Raw genomic sequence first — 15,950 nt, 5'->3', positions numbered from 1 at the left:
TGTAGGCTATTGCAGTTGATGCAAGAATTATTACTTGGCAATGCCTTGTTGCCATGCAGTTTTCCCCTCACACGATAGCGACTCGATAGCGATATGACAGGCAGCCCGGCATCCGTCCATGTGCTTGCGCTGGCGGGATACCTGGCACTGCTGGGTTTCCTCGCCACGGTGGGGCCCGTGCGGGCGCAGCCGGCCGATGGTGCCGTCTTGCAGTTCGATATCGCCGCGCAAAATCTCGGCGACGCGCTGGACCTGTACAGCCGCCGCACGGGCGTCGCCGTGCTGATGGACCAGCGCTACGCGCAGCGCCAGTCGGCCGCCGTGCGCGGCCGGTATGCGGCGGGTGCGGCCCTGCAAGCCTTGCTGGAAGGCACGGGCCTGCTATCGCGCCTGTCCGACGCGCAAGCCGTCATCGTGTATGCCCCGGCCGGCGCCGCGGCAACGGCAGCGGACTTGCCGCAGGCCGCCGTCGTGGCCGCCGCCGACATCCCGGGCGCCATGCAGGGCGGCGGCGACCATGCGGCCTATGTCAGCCGCTTGCAGCATGGGCTGCTGGGACTGCTGTGCCGCGCGGCGCAGACGCGTCCCGGCGGCTACCGGCTGGCGCTGCAACTGTATTTGAACCGTGCCGGCGTGGTGGACCGCGTGCACCTGCTCGACAGCACGGGTTTGCGCGCGCGCGACACGGCCATTGCGCGCGTGGTGCTGGGCATGCGCGTGGGCGCCGCGCCGCTGCCGTCAATGCCGCAGCCCGTTTCCATCCTGCTGCTGCCGCAAGGGCCGGGCAGCGAAGTCGATTGCGCCCCCAAGACCATGTCCGCGCCATGAGCATGCCCGACCTGCGCACCAAGCTCAAACGCCACCTCAGTTCGCGCTACGCCGTGCTGCGCTGGCGCCTTGAGCGCGTCGTCGGCTGCAAGCACCATGCGGCCGATGCGCTGCAGGAAACCTGGCTGCGCCTCGAAGCGATGGTGGCGCCAGGGCCGGCCGCCGCGCCTGTCCACAATCCCGACGCCTATCTGTTGCGCATGGCGGCCAATATCGCCACCGATGCCTACCGCCGCGACCGCATCATCGTCACCGAGCGCGAACGCGAAGAGCTGATGGGCATGGCCGACGAGACCGGCGACGACATCAGCGACCCGGCCCGCATCGTCTCGGCGCGGCTCGACGTGCAGGCGCTCGACGCGGCGCTGGCGGGCCTGTCGCCGCGCCGCCGCGCCATCCTGACGGCGGCGCGCATCGACGGCATGCTCAATGCGGAAATCGCCGAGCGCTTCGGCATTTCCGTGGCGATGGTGAAGAAAGAATTGCAGGCCGCCCTGCAACACTGTAAAACGTGCATGGCCGACGCCGATGCGGCCCAGCGCAGCGATGTGTCGGGCCGGCGTAAATATTGATGAATCCCATGACTGCTCCTGACCGCGATCCACGCGCCCCTTCAGATCATGCCGACACGGCCATTGGCCGGGAAGCCGCCGCCTGGTGGGCGCGGCTGCGTGCCGACGATTTTACGCAAGCCGACGCCGACGCCTTGCGCGCCTGGTGCGCGCTTAGTCCCGACCATGCGCGCGCCTGGCGCGAGCTCAAGCAAGTGTGGCAAGCGCTCGACCCCGCCTTGGCCCGCGCCGCCGCGCCGCAGCAGGCGGCCGTGCTGGCGTTCCCGGCGCGTCCCGGGCGCCGTGCTTTTCTCGGTGGCGCGCTGGCGGCCGGCGTGGCCGTGCTGGCCTTGCGTCCGCCCTTGGGCGCCTGGCCGTCGCTGCAGGAACTGAGCGCCGACTACCGTACGGGCACGGGCGAGCAGCGGCAAGTGGCCCTGTCGCAGCAGATGACGGTGCAGATGAATACACAGACGCGCATCAATGTGCGGGCGCCGGAAGCGATCGAACTGCTGGGTGGCGAAGCGGAAATCGTTGCCAGCGGCGCGCGCCAGCCCGTGTCGGTGGTGGCCGGAGCGGGGCGTTTATTGGCGCAGTCGGCCCGTTTCAATGTGCGTCACACGGACGACGCCGTGTGCGTCACCTGCCTGGCGGGCGCCGTGGACGTGGTGTGGCAGCAGCGCCGCCAGACTCTCGATGCGGGGCAGCAACTGGTCTACGACGACCGGGGCGTGCAGGCGGCCACGGCCGCGCCGGCAGAGGAAGCCAGCGCATGGCGCACGGGCGCGCTGTCGTTTGCCGGTCAGCCGCTGTCCCGCGTGGTCGATGAAATCAACCGCTACCGGCCCGGCAGAGTCGTGCTGCGCAATGCTGAGCTGGGCCGGCGCCTCGTGCGCATGCGTTTTTCCATCATTCAGTTGGATGGCGCGCTGGCGATGATACGCGACCTGACAGGGGCGCAAATGACCAGCTTGCCAGGCGGCATCGTGCTGCTCAGCTGAAGTGCGGCACGTGCCAGGGGGCGCCGCAAAAAATATTTTACAAAAGTATTATCCCTTCAGCCGCCCAGCTACGTCATGGAGGCATGGACGCTTGCGCTAACGCCAGGCTCCGTTCCCTTCTCTCTAGCCAGGAAACCATTGCCATGACCAAGCTTCACACTGCCCAGCGTCCAGTCCCCACCGTCGACACGGGCGCGCAGCGTAGCTCCACGCTGGGCAGCCGCTTGCGGCTCACGCCGCTCGCATACGCATTGACCACCATGCTGATGGCGGGCGCCTTTACCACGCCGGCCCGCGCGCAGCAGGCGTTCAGCGGCGGCTGGTTCGCGGCCAAGGGCGCGGCGCAAAATACGGCGGCCAGCTCGGGCCGCTTGCCGAATGGCCAGCCGCTGCCGCTGGGCAGCCGGCCCGAAGGCCAGCAACAGCAGGCGAACCAGCAGTTGCAGCGCTCGCTCAACAACCTGAACCTGGCCGCGCGCGCCATCGCCGCGCAGCAAGCGGCCCAGGCGCAGGCGCGCCAGGCAGCTGGTAGCGCTGCCGGCGGCGCCAGCTTGCCGAACGGCCTGGCGCAGGGCGGCTTGCAGGTCGACACCAACAGCCTGACGGCCGGCTGGCTCAATGCCCAGGCGCCCGTGCAGACGGTAGCGGCGGGCAGGACGGCCGTGGTGGTGCAGCAGACGGCGGACAAGGCTGTCCTGAACTGGGAAACGTTTAATGTGGGCAAGGACACGACCTTGACCTTTCAGCAGCAGAAGGATTGGGCCGTGCTGAACCGGGTCAACGATCCGCAGGCGCGGCCCAGCCAGATCCAGGGCCAGATCAAGGCCGACGGCACAGTGCTGATTGCTAACCGCAACGGCATCGTGTTTACCGGCACGAGCCAGGTCGACACGCGCAGCCTGGTGGCGGCCGCCGCCCGCATCAGCGATACGCAATTCCAGAAGAATGGCATCTACAGCCCCGGTACGGCCGGCGCCATGACGTTCACGGAGGCGGACGGCAAGGTGCTGGTGCAGGCCGGCGCGCGCCTGGCCAGCAATGCGCCCAAGGGCAGCACGGAAGGCGGCGGTTATGTGATGCTGCTGGGCAAAGAGGTGCACAACGGGGGCGAGATCAGCACGCCGAAAGGCCAGGCCCTGCTGGCCGCTGGCGACGGTTTTACCATCAAAAAAGGCGTGGCCACGGACGGCAACCCGCTGTCGACCACGCGCGGCAGCGAAGTGACGCCGCAATTCGCGGCCGCCAGCACGGCGGGCAAGGTCGTCAACACGGGGCTGGTACAGGCGCGCGAAGGCGACATCACTCTTGCCGGGCGCACGGTGCGGCAGGACGGCGTGCTGCTGTCGTCCACCACGGCGGCCACGCGCGGCACGATACACCTCAACGCCCTGGGCGGCGACGCTGCCGTGACTCTGGGACGCGGCGCCACCACGGCCATCGTCGTCGAGGACGACGGCAAGACGATGGCGCTCGACAGCCAGCGCGACGCCATGCGCGGGCCGGCCGTGACGTCCACGGAAAATATCCTCGCCGTCAACGACCGCCGCGACCAGTCGCGCATCGAGATCGGCAGCACCGGCACGGTGGAATTCCTCGGCGATTCGCTGACCCTGGCCACGGGCGGCCAGCTCGCCGTCAACGCCGGCAGCCGCAGCCTCGTGCGCGATGGCGCTCAGCTCGACGTTTCCGGCGCCGTGGGCGTCAAGGTGGCGATGGCGGCGAACAATGTCGAGATTAACGTGCAGGGCAACGAGCAGCGCGACGCGCCCGTCAACCGCGACGGCAAGGCCCTGATCAACAGCAGCATCTGGGTGGACCGCCGCAAGCTCGTGTTCGTACCGAAAGGCACGAACGGCTACGACAGCGACCGCTGGTACACGGCCGGCGGCTTGCTGGAAGTGGCCGGTTATTTGGGCACGCAAGGCCATTCCGTGAGCGAATGGATGGCGCAGGGCGGCACGGTGAGCTTCGGCGGCAAGGACGTCGTCACGCAGCTTGGCTCCAGCATCAACCTGTCCGGCGGCACTTTGGACGTGCAGACGGGCGCCGTGCGCCAGACCTGGCTGAAAGGCGCGGACGGCAAGCTGTACGAAGCGGGCAGCGCGCCCGCCGACCTCGCGTACGCGGGCGTCTACAAGGGCTACGAGGAAGAGCATGCGCGCTGGGGCAAGGATGCCAGCGCCTTCTACGCCAATCCCCTGATCGCCGCGCAACTGCGTCTGGAAAACGGCTACACGGCAGGGCGCGACGCGGGCAAGCTGGTGGTCGCCACGGGGTCGGCCGTGCTGGAAGGCGGCATCGCCGGCGACGTCTTCCAGGGCGAGCGCCAGGTGCAGGCGCCGCAAGCGCTGCTTGACGGCTACCAGCAGTCGCAGTTCGCGGCCGCGCAGCGGGGACAATTGATCGTCGGCCAGTATCAGCCCATGTTCGACAAGCGCACGGGCGTGCTGCAGCATGCTTTGTCGGCCGTCATGGACGAGGTGCGCCTGACGCGCGTGCAGGACGGCATCGCGGCCGGCCTCGACGTGACAGGCATGCTGGACGCTGAACGCCAGGGCAAGCTGCTGCTCGACACCGGCTTGCTGAACAGCCAGCAGCTGGGCGCCATTCGCATCGCGGTCAAGGGCGCGGTCACCGTCGACAGCGCGCTGCAGGTGGCCGATGGCGGCAACATCACCCTGTTCGGCAATGACGTGGCCATCAACGCCAGCCTGCGCAGCCATGGCGGCAGCATCGCGGCCGGCAATGTGCTGAACCAGATCGGCGCGCTGGGCATGAACGACACCGTCGTCATCCCGGGCGGGTCCGTGGGCAAGCTGGTGCTGGCCGATGGCGTGAGCCTCGACACCAGCGGCTTGCTCAGCAATGTGCTGCACGACCCGCTGGCCGCCGCCGGCTTGCCCTACATGAACGGCGGCGATGTCTCGTTGCGGGCGAGCGGCGGCGTGCGCATCGGCAATGGCAGCCTGATCGACGTGAGCTCGGGCGCGGCCATTCTGTCGCAGGCGAAACAACAGGGCGGCAAGGGCGGCAACGTGAGCCTGGCCAGCTATGGGCCGAAGGCCGACCTGGTGCTGGGCGAGGGCGCGCAAGTGCGCGGCCATGGCGTGGCGGGCGGCGGCAAGCTGGAATTGCAAGCGAACAAGATCGTGATCGGCCAGGCCGAGACGGAACAGAAAGGCGCCCTGCAACTGGACGGCGACTTCTTCGACAAGGGGTTTTCCAGCTACAGCCTGGTCGGCAAGCAAGGCGTGATGGTTCTGGACGGCACGCAAGTCGATGTGCGCATGCCCGTGCTGCGCGTGGCGGAGAACGAGAAACTGGCCCTATGGACGCCGGAGCAGTACACGGAAAACGCGCTCAAGGGTACCTTGACCCAGCGCAAGGGCGCCAGCCTGGCCTTGCAGGTGGGCGACGTACAGTCCGATGCGGCCGACATGGCCAGCGCCGAATTGCTCATTGGCAAGGGCGCCGTGGTAAGCGTCGATGCTGGCCAGTCCATCAAACTGTCCAGCGTGGGCCAGCTGACGGTGGACGGGCGCTTGAATGCCTGGGGCGGCAAGATCAGCCTCGGCGGCGTGGGCGTCGGCGTGAGTGTGTCCGAAGCCGTGGAAGCGGCCGGCCATGGCCGTTCCCTGTGGATCGGCGAGAATGCCGTGCTCGATGTCGCGTCGCGCGCCGTCACGGCCACGGATGCGCAGGGCCGGCGCTACGGCAAGGTGCTTGACGGCGGCAGCATCGTCGTCGGCGGCGAGATCAACCATGCGCAGGGCAGCACGTCGGCGGCCAGCCTGTTCGTCGTCGTGCGCGATGGCGCCGTGCTCGACGCTTCCGGCGCGCATGCCGTGCTGGACGTAAACGGCGCGGCCGTCGACGTGGCCAGCGCGGGCGGCGGCATCGCGCTGGCGTCGAACAACGGCTTGTATCTCGACGGCCAGCTGCTGGCCAGGGCCGGTGGCGCGGGCGCGGCGGGCGGCACCCTGTCCGTGGCCACGGGCTCGCCCGAATACCTGAAAGTGCTGGCGACGGACAAGGTGCTGCAGGGGCGCCAGCTGGCGCTGACGCAGCGCCAGGGCGCCAGCGACCTGGCCGAAAATGTGAGCGCACGGGATGCGGCGGCAACGCTGCAGTACGGCCACGGCCGTTTTTCCGTGGAGCAGGTTGAAGCGGGCGGCTTCGGCAGCCTGGCCCTGCTGGGTGCCGCGTCCTTCGATGGCGACGTGTCGCTGCAGCTGCAGCAAAGTTTCCAGCTGTACGGTGCGCCCGTGCTGACACCAGGCGGCAAGCCCGGCGCGAAGGTCGGCATCGCGGCGCCCTATGTGCGCCTGGCCAGCATCAAGCCGGTCGGACGCGATTTCTATGTCACGCCAGGCACGGCGGGCGAATCGCCGGTCGCCGGCCAGGTCAGCATGACGGGCGACCTGATCGACGTGCGCGGCCCGGTCAATATCGTTGCCGACGACGTGCGCCTGACCAGCCGCGGCGACTTGCGCTTCCTGTTGTCCCCGCTGGGCTGGGGCGGCGCGGAGGCGACGACGGTGCTGTCTTCGCCAGGCGACATGACCCTCAGCGCGGCCCAGTTGTATCCGGAGACGGGCGCCGGTGCCGCCGTGCGCGTTGGCTATGGCCAGGTCGATGGAATGTTCGGCTACGACCCTGCGCGCAGCCTGCGCATCGCCCGCACGACGGAGGGCGTGCCGGCCATGCCGTATTCCGCCTTCGGCTCGCTGGAACTGGAAGCCGCGCATATCGAGCAGGGCGGCGTGGTGCGCGCACCGCTGGGGCGCCTGGCGATCGGCGCGGCCCGCTATGACAATGACAAGAGCCTGAGCGTCAACTTGCTGGCCAACAGCATCAGCTCCGTCAGCGGCGCAGGTCTGGTCATGCCGTATGGCGGCACCGTCGATGGCCAGAACTGGAGCGTGGACGGCAAGCTGGCCGCCTTCATGGGCGTGGGCGGCTTCAATGCGCAAGGCGGCTTGCGCGTCGGCGTGGAAATGGCCGGAGTGGCCGTGAACGTGCAGCCGGGCGCGCTGCTCGACCTGTCCGGCGGCGGCGAACTGACGGGCGCCGGCTTCATCGCCGGCCGCGGCGGCTCCACCGACGCGCGCACCCACCCGCTGGTGCAGGTGGGGGCGAACGGCGGTTTTGTCTTGCCGGGCCTGGCGACGAATCCCGTGTACGCCATCGTGCCGGGCGTGCAGGCGCCGCAAGCGCCTTCGGGCGCCGCCGATGCGGTCATTGGCCGGCAGGTGACGATAGGCGGCGGTGTGCCGGGCCTGGCGGCCGGTACTTACACCCTGATGCCGTCGACCTACGCCTTGCTGCCGGGTGCCTTCCGCGTGGAACTGAACGGCCTGGCGGGCCAGGGCAGCGCCGGCACTCTGGCGCAGCAACTGCGCAACGGTTCCTGGGCCGCGCCCGGCACGCTGTCGATCGCCGGCACGGATATTCGCGCGCCGCTGGCCAGCCAGCTGATACTCACGCCGGCCAAGGTCTTGCGCACGTATTCGCAGTATAACGAAACGGGCTATGCCGCGTTTGCCCTGGCTGATGCGCAAACGCGCGGCATTCCCCGCGCGATGCTGCCGTCCGATGCGAAAACGCTCAAGCTGACACTGGCGCCCGGCGGCGGACTGGACACGTTCCAGTTCCAGGGCAGCGGCAAGTTCGCCGCCGCCGAGGGCGGCTATGGCGGCACCGTGGTGCTGATGTCGAACGATAACGCCGCTGGCGACATCGAAATCCTTGCCGACGGCGCGCCGGCTACCAGCGGCGCCGGGCAGGTCAGCATACGTGCTTCAAGCCTGAACAATATCGGCGCGGCCCGCATCGTGGTGGGCAATTCGCCCACCGTGGAATATGGCCAGGGCGGCAATTACGTGAACTTCGGCGTCCAGTCGGCGCGCGCCATCTACCTGCGCGCCGGCGCCGTCCTGTCGGCGCCGGAAGTGTTCCTGGTCGCCCAGGATCCTGGCAATGAGGAATTGGGCGATGGCGTGATCGATATCGCGGCCGGCGCCGGCATCAACACCCTGGGCCGTGGCAAGGCCGCGTACGACGCCAACGACGGTTTCATCTACAAGAGCCGCCCGGACGTGCATGTGCTGGCCGCCTCGAACGGCTTGCTCAATGTGGCGCCCGTCAGCGGCGCAACGCGCGGCGGCATCCGCATCGGCATGTGCGACGACGCTTGCGTCGGCACCAGTACAGCGAGCCTGTATTCGGAAGGCACCTTGCTGCTGGCGACCAGCGGCAGCTTTCAGCTGGACGACACGGCCCGCTATGGCACGCGCAACCTGAGCCTGGCCGTGGGCGCCATCAATATCGGCTCGAACGAGGCGCTGGCGGCGGCCCAGGCCAGCGGCACGCGTCCCGCCGGCCTGACCCTGAACCAGGGTGTGCTGGACCGTTTGCTGCTCGGCGACACCAGCACGGGCGCGCCAGCCTTGCAAGCGCTGATGCTGAACGCGGCCGACAGCGTCAATTTCTATGGCGACGTGGTACTCGACACCTATGACAAGACGAGCGGAAAATCGAACCTGGATCGCCTGGTGCTGACCACGCCGGCCATGTATGGCCAGGGCCAGGCCGGCACGGTGGCCACCATCCGCACGGCCAACCTGATCTGGGGCGGCGCCCTGTCTGCGGCCGGCAATGTGATCGCGCGCGGCGCGGGCACGGGCAGCGGCACCCTGAACCTGGAGACGGAACGCATCGATTTCGGCTTCGGCCCTTTCACGCAGCCGGCCGGTGTCGACTCGTTCCACCGCCTGGCATTGGGTTTTGCCAATGTCAACCTGAAAGCGTCGGGCCAGGTCACGGCCAACCACAAGGGCGGCCTGTCCGTCTACCAGGGGCAGGGCGCGTATGAAACGGGCAAGGGTTTCCAGTACAGCGGCGGCAATCTGAACATCGTCACGCCGCTGTTGACGGGCGATGCCGGTTCCGCACACAGCTATGCGGCCGGCGGCGCGCTGACCGTGGCGGCGCCGGCCGGCACGGCGCCAGCGGCTGCCGTCAAAAACAACGATGGGCTGGGCGCCCAGCTGGCCTTGCACGGCGACAGCGTGAACGTGGCCACGGCCGTGGTGCTGCCGAGCGGCAAGCTCACCATCAGCGCGCAGCACGACATCACCGTGGCCGACGGCGCGCGCATCGACATGGCCGGCCGCAAGAGCACCTTCTTCGACGTGGACAAATACAGCTGGGGCGGCGACGTGAGCCTGGACAGCCGCGCCGGCGATATTCGCCAGGGCGCGGGCAGCGTGATCGACCTGTCGGCCGAGAACAACCGCGCCGGCAGCCTGAAAGCCGTGGCGCTTGATGGCGCGGCCGGCATGGTGGAGCTGCAGGGCAAGATTCTCGGCGGCGCCAGCGGCAGCTACGACGCGGGCGGCACCATGGTGCCGTACAAGAAGGGCAGCGTGGACGTGCGCGCGCAAACGCTGGGCACGGGCGGCACGCTGGACAGCCAGTTCGCTGCGCTGAACAAGCGCCTGACGGACGGCGGCGTGACGGGCGGGCGCAGCTTCCAGCTGAAACAGGGCGACCTGACGATAGGCAATGAGCTCAAGGCGGGCGAAGTGCAGGTATCCGTCGACAACGGCCGCCTGGCCGTCGCTGGCGTGATCGATGCCAGCGGCGAGCGCGTGGGCAGCATCCGCCTGGCCGGCAAGCATGGCCTGACCTTGGCCGGCAATGCCGTGCTCGACGCGCATGGCACCGTCTTGCGCGTCGACAGCTATGGCAAGATCATCGACAGCCCGAACCGGGCCATGGTGGAACTGAACGGGGGCGAGGGCACATTGGACCTGGCCGGCGGCGCGCAGATCGACGTGCGCCACGGCACGGGCGCCGTGGCCGGCAAGGGCAAGGGCGAGCACGACGGCGCCGCGCGCGGCACGGTGGAACTGAGCGCGCCACGCCTGGGCAGCGGTGGTGCGCGCACGGACGTTGACGCAGCCACCTTTGGCGACGTCGCCATCGCCGTCGGCGGCGGTTTCACCATCCGCGGCGCGAAATCCATCGCCATCAACGCCATGCAGCGCTACGACGACGCGGCCTACGCCATGGCGCCGGGCGCCAATGGGCAGCCGGTGCAAGACCTGTCGGCCAGCGGCCGCCCCTACCAGGTGATCAACCAGGCCTATCTCGACAGCAAGCATGCGGACAGCACGGCCTTCATCGATGCGGCGCTGGCCAACACGAACTTGCGCAACGGCAAACTGGCGGGCCTGGCCACGGCCGCGTATGCCGATGCGCTGCATTTGCGTCCCGGCGTCGATATCGTCAGCAAGACGGCGGACGGCGACCTGGTGGTGCAGGGCGACCTGGACCTGTCGGGCATGCGTTACGCCAGCCTGAACCCGCGCTTTCAAGTAAGCAATGTGCGCGGCTCGGGCGAGGTGGGCAGCCTGCTGCTGCGCGCCGGGGGCGATCTGAGCATCTACGGCAGTATCAATGACGGCTTCGCGCCGCCGCCTTCCACCCAGGACGACAACGGCTGGCGCCTGCTGCCGGGGCGCGACTTCAACGGCAGCGACGTCATCGTGCCGGGCAAGGGCGTGACCCTGGCCGACGGCACCATCTTCCCGGGCGGCGCCACGCTCAACTACGACGTGCCCGTCAAGGCCCTGAGTTTCCGCGCCAACACGCGCCTGCCCGTGGCCGTGGTCCTGAATCAGGCGCTCACCTTGCCGGCCGGCACGGTACTGGCGGCCGCCGTGCGCGACAGCGCCGGCAATATCGTCCACGCGGCGGGCACCTTGCTGGCCACGGAACAGACCTTTACTGCCGGCATGCGCCTCGATGCGGGCAGCGTGATCGCACAAATGGTCAAGGTGCGCGCCATGACCTGGCCGAAAGGCATCGCCTTGCCGGGCTTGCTGGGCGAGCGCAATGTGGTCACGCTGAATGGCAAGCTGGCGCTGCCGGTCGGCGCGCTGATCCCGAACGGCACCGACGTCAAGCTGCTGCCCGGTGTGACGGCCATCGAACTGCGCCCGGAAGTGGCGGGCCGCCAGGGTAAGCTATGGGCCATCGCGCCCATGCTGGCCGAAGGCTCGCAATCGTGGGGCATGCGCCTGGCGGCCGGCGCCGACCTGGAGGCGGCCGACACGCGCAGCGTGCAGGCGCATCCGGATCACGGCACCCTGCGCCTGGCCGACAGCCATTACGGCATGTATGGCGTGCCGGTGCCGCCGAAGGGCGTGCAGTACTGGACGCAGGCAGCGCAGGAGCTGGGCGAGCGCGAGGGCATCGTCGGCATCGTGGCAGGCACGCCCATCACCGAGGAATTCATCAGCCAGTTCGGCCAGACCGTGGCGGAATTCTGCGCTGGCGACGCGAGCATGTGCGTGCTGAAGGTGGCCTATGTCTGGACCAAGGCCGGCGCGGAGGAGTTTGCCGACCCGAGCGTGAAGGCGGGCGACCTGCTCGACCCCGTGGCGCTGGGTTGGCCTTCCATCTGCGAGGAAAATCCCACCTGGTGCGGCACCTCCAACCCCACGTATGACTACAAGGCGTCCAGCCTGCGCTACAGCGTGCTGCGCACGGGCACGGGCGACCTGGACCTCGTCAGCGGCGGCGACCTGCGCATGGACAGTCTGTATGGCGTGTACACGGCCGGCATGTCGTCGGTGGCGACGGCGGCCGGCGACCCGTACAACCTGCCGCGCGCGCGCAACCTGGACGGCACGGTGCTGTCCAACCCCGATGGCGCGCATGAACGCCTGGTCGATGGCGGCGCCGACAGCCTCTACCGCGCCTGGTATCCGGACCAGGGCGGCAATCTGCTGCTGCAGGTGGCCGGCGACCTGAGCGGCTCGCTGGTCGGCCCGTCTGCCGCCACCAACGGGCGCCCCGTCAGAAAGGATGGCCTCGGTGATACGGTGGCGGTGGGCAACTGGCTGTGGCGCCAGGGCAGCGGCGGCGTGGCCACGGGTGGTCCAGCCCAGCCGACGGCGTGGTGGATCAATTTCGGCAGCTACGTGGGCCGCGATACCCTGGCTGATACGGTGCTGGGCTTTACGGGCTTCGGCACCCTGGGCGGCGGCAATGTGCGCGCCGACGTGGCGGGCGATGCGGGCGTGCTGGCGCCGAAGGTTGCCACCGTTTTCAACACCAACATCAATACGCGCTCGCAGGGCTTGCTGCTGGCCGTGGGCAGCACGGGCCGCGTGCTGGCCGATGGCAGCCTGCAACTGACGGGCGGCGGCGACCTGGACCTGCGCGTGGGCGGCGATCTCAATCCCGCCAGCCAACCCTACGGAGGACATCTGAACGGCGCGCTGGCCGACTTGCGTGGCCACGTGGAGGTGGCGGCCGCGCAGCTGGGCAGCGTCGCGCTGCAGTACGGCACGCGCTCGACCGACCACGTGCCGCTGGAAACGCGGGCCTTCGACGCCTTCCGCGCCACGCGCGCGACGCCGCAGGGCGGCATGACCCTGGTGCCGGGCGACGCCACCTTCAGCGTGGCCACCCTGGGCGACCAGGTGCTGCAGGACGTGGCCGACCCCGGCCGCGTACCCATGTTCAACGCCGCGTCGTATACCAGCACGACGGGCGAACCGGGCGCCGGCTACAGCTGGTTCAGCCTGTGGACGCCGCGCACGGCGCTCGACCTGTTCTCCGCCGGCGGCAACATGACGCCGCTGACCATGGCGATCGGCACGGCCACCGACCTGGCCGTCGTCTATCCCTCCATCGTGCGGGCCGCGGCCGCGAATGGCAGCTTGTACTATGGCAAGACCATCACGGACTGGGGTGGCGCGACCTCCTATGCGGAACCATTGCTGCTGGCGCCGTCGCCTAACGCCCAGCTGCAATGGCTGGCCGGCGATTCCATCTATGCGGGCGGCTACGCCGTCAGCCAGTCGGGCGCGGCCGCCGACAGCATGGCGACGCCGTTCAAGCCGGCCTTTGAGGGCTGGAACCTCAGGCCTGGCAGCCCGACGTCGGCGGGTGGCAATGTCTCGAGCACGGGCGTGCCGTCGTCGCAATGGAACTTTCCGCTGTTCGCCTTTGGCCCCGATTCCGCCGCCGGTCCGGCCAACAGCGGCACGCAAGTGGCGCGTATCTATGCCGTGAAGGGCGATTTGGTCGGCGTGAATAGTGGCCGCATGGTCGAGTTCTACGATGCCAAGCATGCGGGCATCACCTGGTACGAAGGGGCGCAACCGGTCTGGATGAAGGCGGGCCGCGATATCGTCGGCAGCGGCACGGTGCTGCTGGAGGCCATCGACGGCACGAGCGGTGGCGACATGATGTTCCGCAATTACAGCAACCTGTTTGTGCACAACAACGCGTATGACGTGTCGGTGGTCTCGGCCGGGCGCGATATCCTGACCAGTTCCTTCAACGTGGCCGGCCCCGGCACGCTCGACATCAGTGCCGGACGCAACATATTGATGCAGGACAAGGGCAGCGTCGTCAGCCTCGGTCCCATTGTGCAAGGCGACAAGCGCCCGGGCGCCGGCATCGCCATGCAGGCGGGCGTGGGCGCGGCCGGTCTCGACTACCTGCGCTTCGTCAAGCCCTACCTGAACCCGGCGAACGTGGCGCAGACGGGCGTGCCGCTGGCCGACCAGGCCGGCAAGGTGGTGAAATCGTATGACAGCGAATTGGCGACCTGGCTCGTCGAGCGCTACGGCTTCAAGGGCACGCCCGCCGAAGCGCTGGCCTACTTCCTTGCCTTGCCCGAGCCGCAGCAGCGCGTGTTTGCCCGCGATGTGTATTTTGCGGAACTGAAGGCGGGCGGGCGCGAGTACAACGACTGGGACAGCGCGCGCTATGGCAGCTTTTTGCGCAGCCGCAACGCCATCGCGGGCCTGGCGCCGGCCACCGACGCCGGCGGCAAGGCGATTTCCTATGCTGGCGACATCGTCATGTACCGCGGCACGTTTGGTCTCTACAACCCGGACTCGGGAAGAAACGACCGCATCGTTCCCCGCAGCGGCTATGTGCACACCAACTTCGGCGGCGACATCGAGCTGCTGACGCCGGGCGGCAAGCAGGTGTTCGGCATCGAAGGCGAGGCGCCGCCGTCGACCTCGGGCGTCATCACCAAGGGCGGCGGCAATATCGACCTGTTCTCGCACGGCAGCATCCTGCTGGGCCAGAGTCGCATCATGACGACGTTTGGCGGCGATATCCTGGGCTGGTCGTCGACGGGCGACATCAACGCGGGGCGCGGTTCGAAATCGACCATCGTCTACACGCCGCCCAAGCGTGTGTATGACAACTGGGGCAATGTGACCCTGTCTTCCGACGTGCCGAGCACGGGCGCCGGTATCGCCACCCTGGCGCCGATCGCGGAAGTGCCGGCCGGCGACGTGGACTTGCTGGCCCCGCTGGGCACCATCGACGCGGGCGAGGCGGGCATCCGGGTCTCGGGCAACGTCAACCTGGCCGCGCTGACGGTGATGAACGCGGCGAATATCCAGGTCAAGGGCGAGTCCAAGGGCATGCCGACGGTGGCATCCGTCAACGTGGCCGCCATGACGAACGCCAGCGCAGCCGCCACGCAGGCGACGGCGGCGGCGCAGGACGTGGTGCAGCGCGAGCGCGCCGCCACCCGTTCGGCGCAGCCATCCGTGTTCACGGTGCGCGTGCTGGGCTTTGGCAGTGATGCGCCGCCCGACAGCGCGCAAGCCACGCCACAGGACGGCGCGCGCATCGAGGCGGCCGACTACAACCCGCACAGCGCCGTGCGCGTGCTGGGCCTGGGGCCGCTGCCGGAATCGGCCACGCGCCAGCTGACGGCGCAAGAGCGCAGCAGGTTGTCGCCATGATGGCCGGCATGGTGAATATGACGGCTGCCTTGCCCTTGCGCATGACGGGCATGGCTTGGTGCCGCCCGGCCATCCGCCTCCGGCAGCAGGCGGCCAACGATGTCGCGCCAGGGCAGGGCGCCCGCCTGCAGGCTGTGCTGGAGGGCAATTACGCAACCCTGCACCGGCGTCTGGCGCGCCACCTGGGCTGCGCCGAGCTGGCCAGCGACAGCCTGCACGACGCCTGGCTGCGCCTGGGCGCGCTGGCGGTCGGAGACGCGGACGGAGCTGCGCTGGCGCATAGCCCCATCGCTTATGTGTTCCGCGTGGCGTGCAACGCGGCCATGGACAGCCTGCGCCGCAACCGCGCCTGGCTGTATGCGGACGACGGTGATGGGGGCGGTGCCGGCCTCGTCGATTTCCTCGCCGATACGGCGGCGGGGCCGGAACGCCTGGCCGAGCTGCAGGCGGACGTGCGCCGGCTGGCGCAGGCCGTCGACTTGCTGCCGCGGCGCCACCGGCAAGTGCTCGAAGCGCTGCGCGTGGACGAGCTGACCCGCCAGGAAGTGGCCGAGCGGCACGACATGTCCTTGCGTAACGTCGATACGGCCTTGCGCCAGGCGCTCGACCATTGCGCCCGCCACACGGGCTACGCGGCGCAGGGCGGCGTCGGCACGTCCCGGCGCAGCCTCAGGCTGAACGTTCGTTTGCGTACAGACGCGTAGGCATCCGGCCGTCAGACTGGTGCTTCGGGCCTGCATGCGCCCACCCAGCCAGTCCACAGCCAGGAGGAAGCG

The 15,950-nt window shown here is 68.9% G+C and carries 5 protein-coding genes; all 5 read left to right on the top strand.

The window, feature by feature from the left end:
* Window positions 1-93: 93 nt before the first annotated feature.
* The 5 genes from ACQ4WO_RS08130 (at window position 94) to ACQ4WO_RS08110 (ending at window position 15,878) form a co-directional block, all read left to right on the top strand.
* Window positions 94-828 (top strand): hypothetical protein, encoded by a 735-nt coding sequence (locus tag ACQ4WO_RS08130; RefSeq protein WP_436480973.1) that lies wholly within the window; start codon window positions 94-96, stop codon window positions 826-828.
* Complete coding sequence (locus ACQ4WO_RS08125; protein ID WP_128139482.1) at window positions 825-1,400, top strand: RNA polymerase sigma factor; 576 nt, start codon at window positions 825-827, stop codon at window positions 1,398-1,400. Before ACQ4WO_RS08130 ends, ACQ4WO_RS08125 begins: the two co-directional genes overlap by 4 nt.
* Window positions 1,401-1,408: 8 nt before the next feature.
* On the top strand, window positions 1,409-2,380 hold the full coding sequence (locus ACQ4WO_RS08120; protein WP_436480972.1) for a FecR family protein: 972 nt from the start codon (window positions 1,409-1,411) through the stop codon (window positions 2,378-2,380).
* A gap of 143 nt (window positions 2,381-2,523) precedes the next feature.
* The gene (locus ACQ4WO_RS08115; RefSeq protein ID WP_436480971.1) at window positions 2,524-15,174 is read left to right on the top strand and encodes a filamentous hemagglutinin family protein; all 12,651 of its coding nucleotides are present in this window, start codon (window positions 2,524-2,526) and stop codon (window positions 15,172-15,174) included.
* Complete coding sequence (locus ACQ4WO_RS08110) at window positions 15,171-15,878, top strand: sigma-70 family RNA polymerase sigma factor (RefSeq protein ID WP_436480970.1); 708 nt, start codon at window positions 15,171-15,173, stop codon at window positions 15,876-15,878. Before ACQ4WO_RS08115 ends, ACQ4WO_RS08110 begins: the two co-directional genes overlap by 4 nt.
* The last annotated feature ends 72 nt before the right edge of the window (window positions 15,879-15,950 follow it).

Origin of the sequence: Janthinobacterium aestuarii (assembly GCF_051380835.1) — a bacterium.
Taxonomy (GTDB): Bacteria; Pseudomonadota; Gammaproteobacteria; order Burkholderiales; family Burkholderiaceae_D; genus Janthinobacterium; species Janthinobacterium aestuarii.
The sequence above is the reverse complement of the archived record's forward strand: the minus strand, read 5'-3'. Positions and strand labels throughout refer to the sequence as shown.

Coding starts and splice junctions, on each gene's coding strand:
- ACQ4WO_RS08125 (WP_128139482.1), top strand. CDS start 825: ATGAGCATGCCCGACCTGCGCACCAAGCTCAAACGCCACCTCAGTTCG.
- ACQ4WO_RS08130 (WP_436480973.1), top strand. CDS start 94: ATGACAGGCAGCCCGGCATCCGTCCATGTGCTTGCGCTGGCGGGATAC.
- ACQ4WO_RS08110 (WP_436480970.1), top strand. CDS start 15,171: ATGATGGCCGGCATGGTGAATATGACGGCTGCCTTGCCCTTGCGCATG.
- ACQ4WO_RS08115 (WP_436480971.1), top strand. CDS start 2,524: ATGACCAAGCTTCACACTGCCCAGCGTCCAGTCCCCACCGTCGACACG.
- ACQ4WO_RS08120 (WP_436480972.1), top strand. CDS start 1,409: ATGACTGCTCCTGACCGCGATCCACGCGCCCCTTCAGATCATGCCGAC.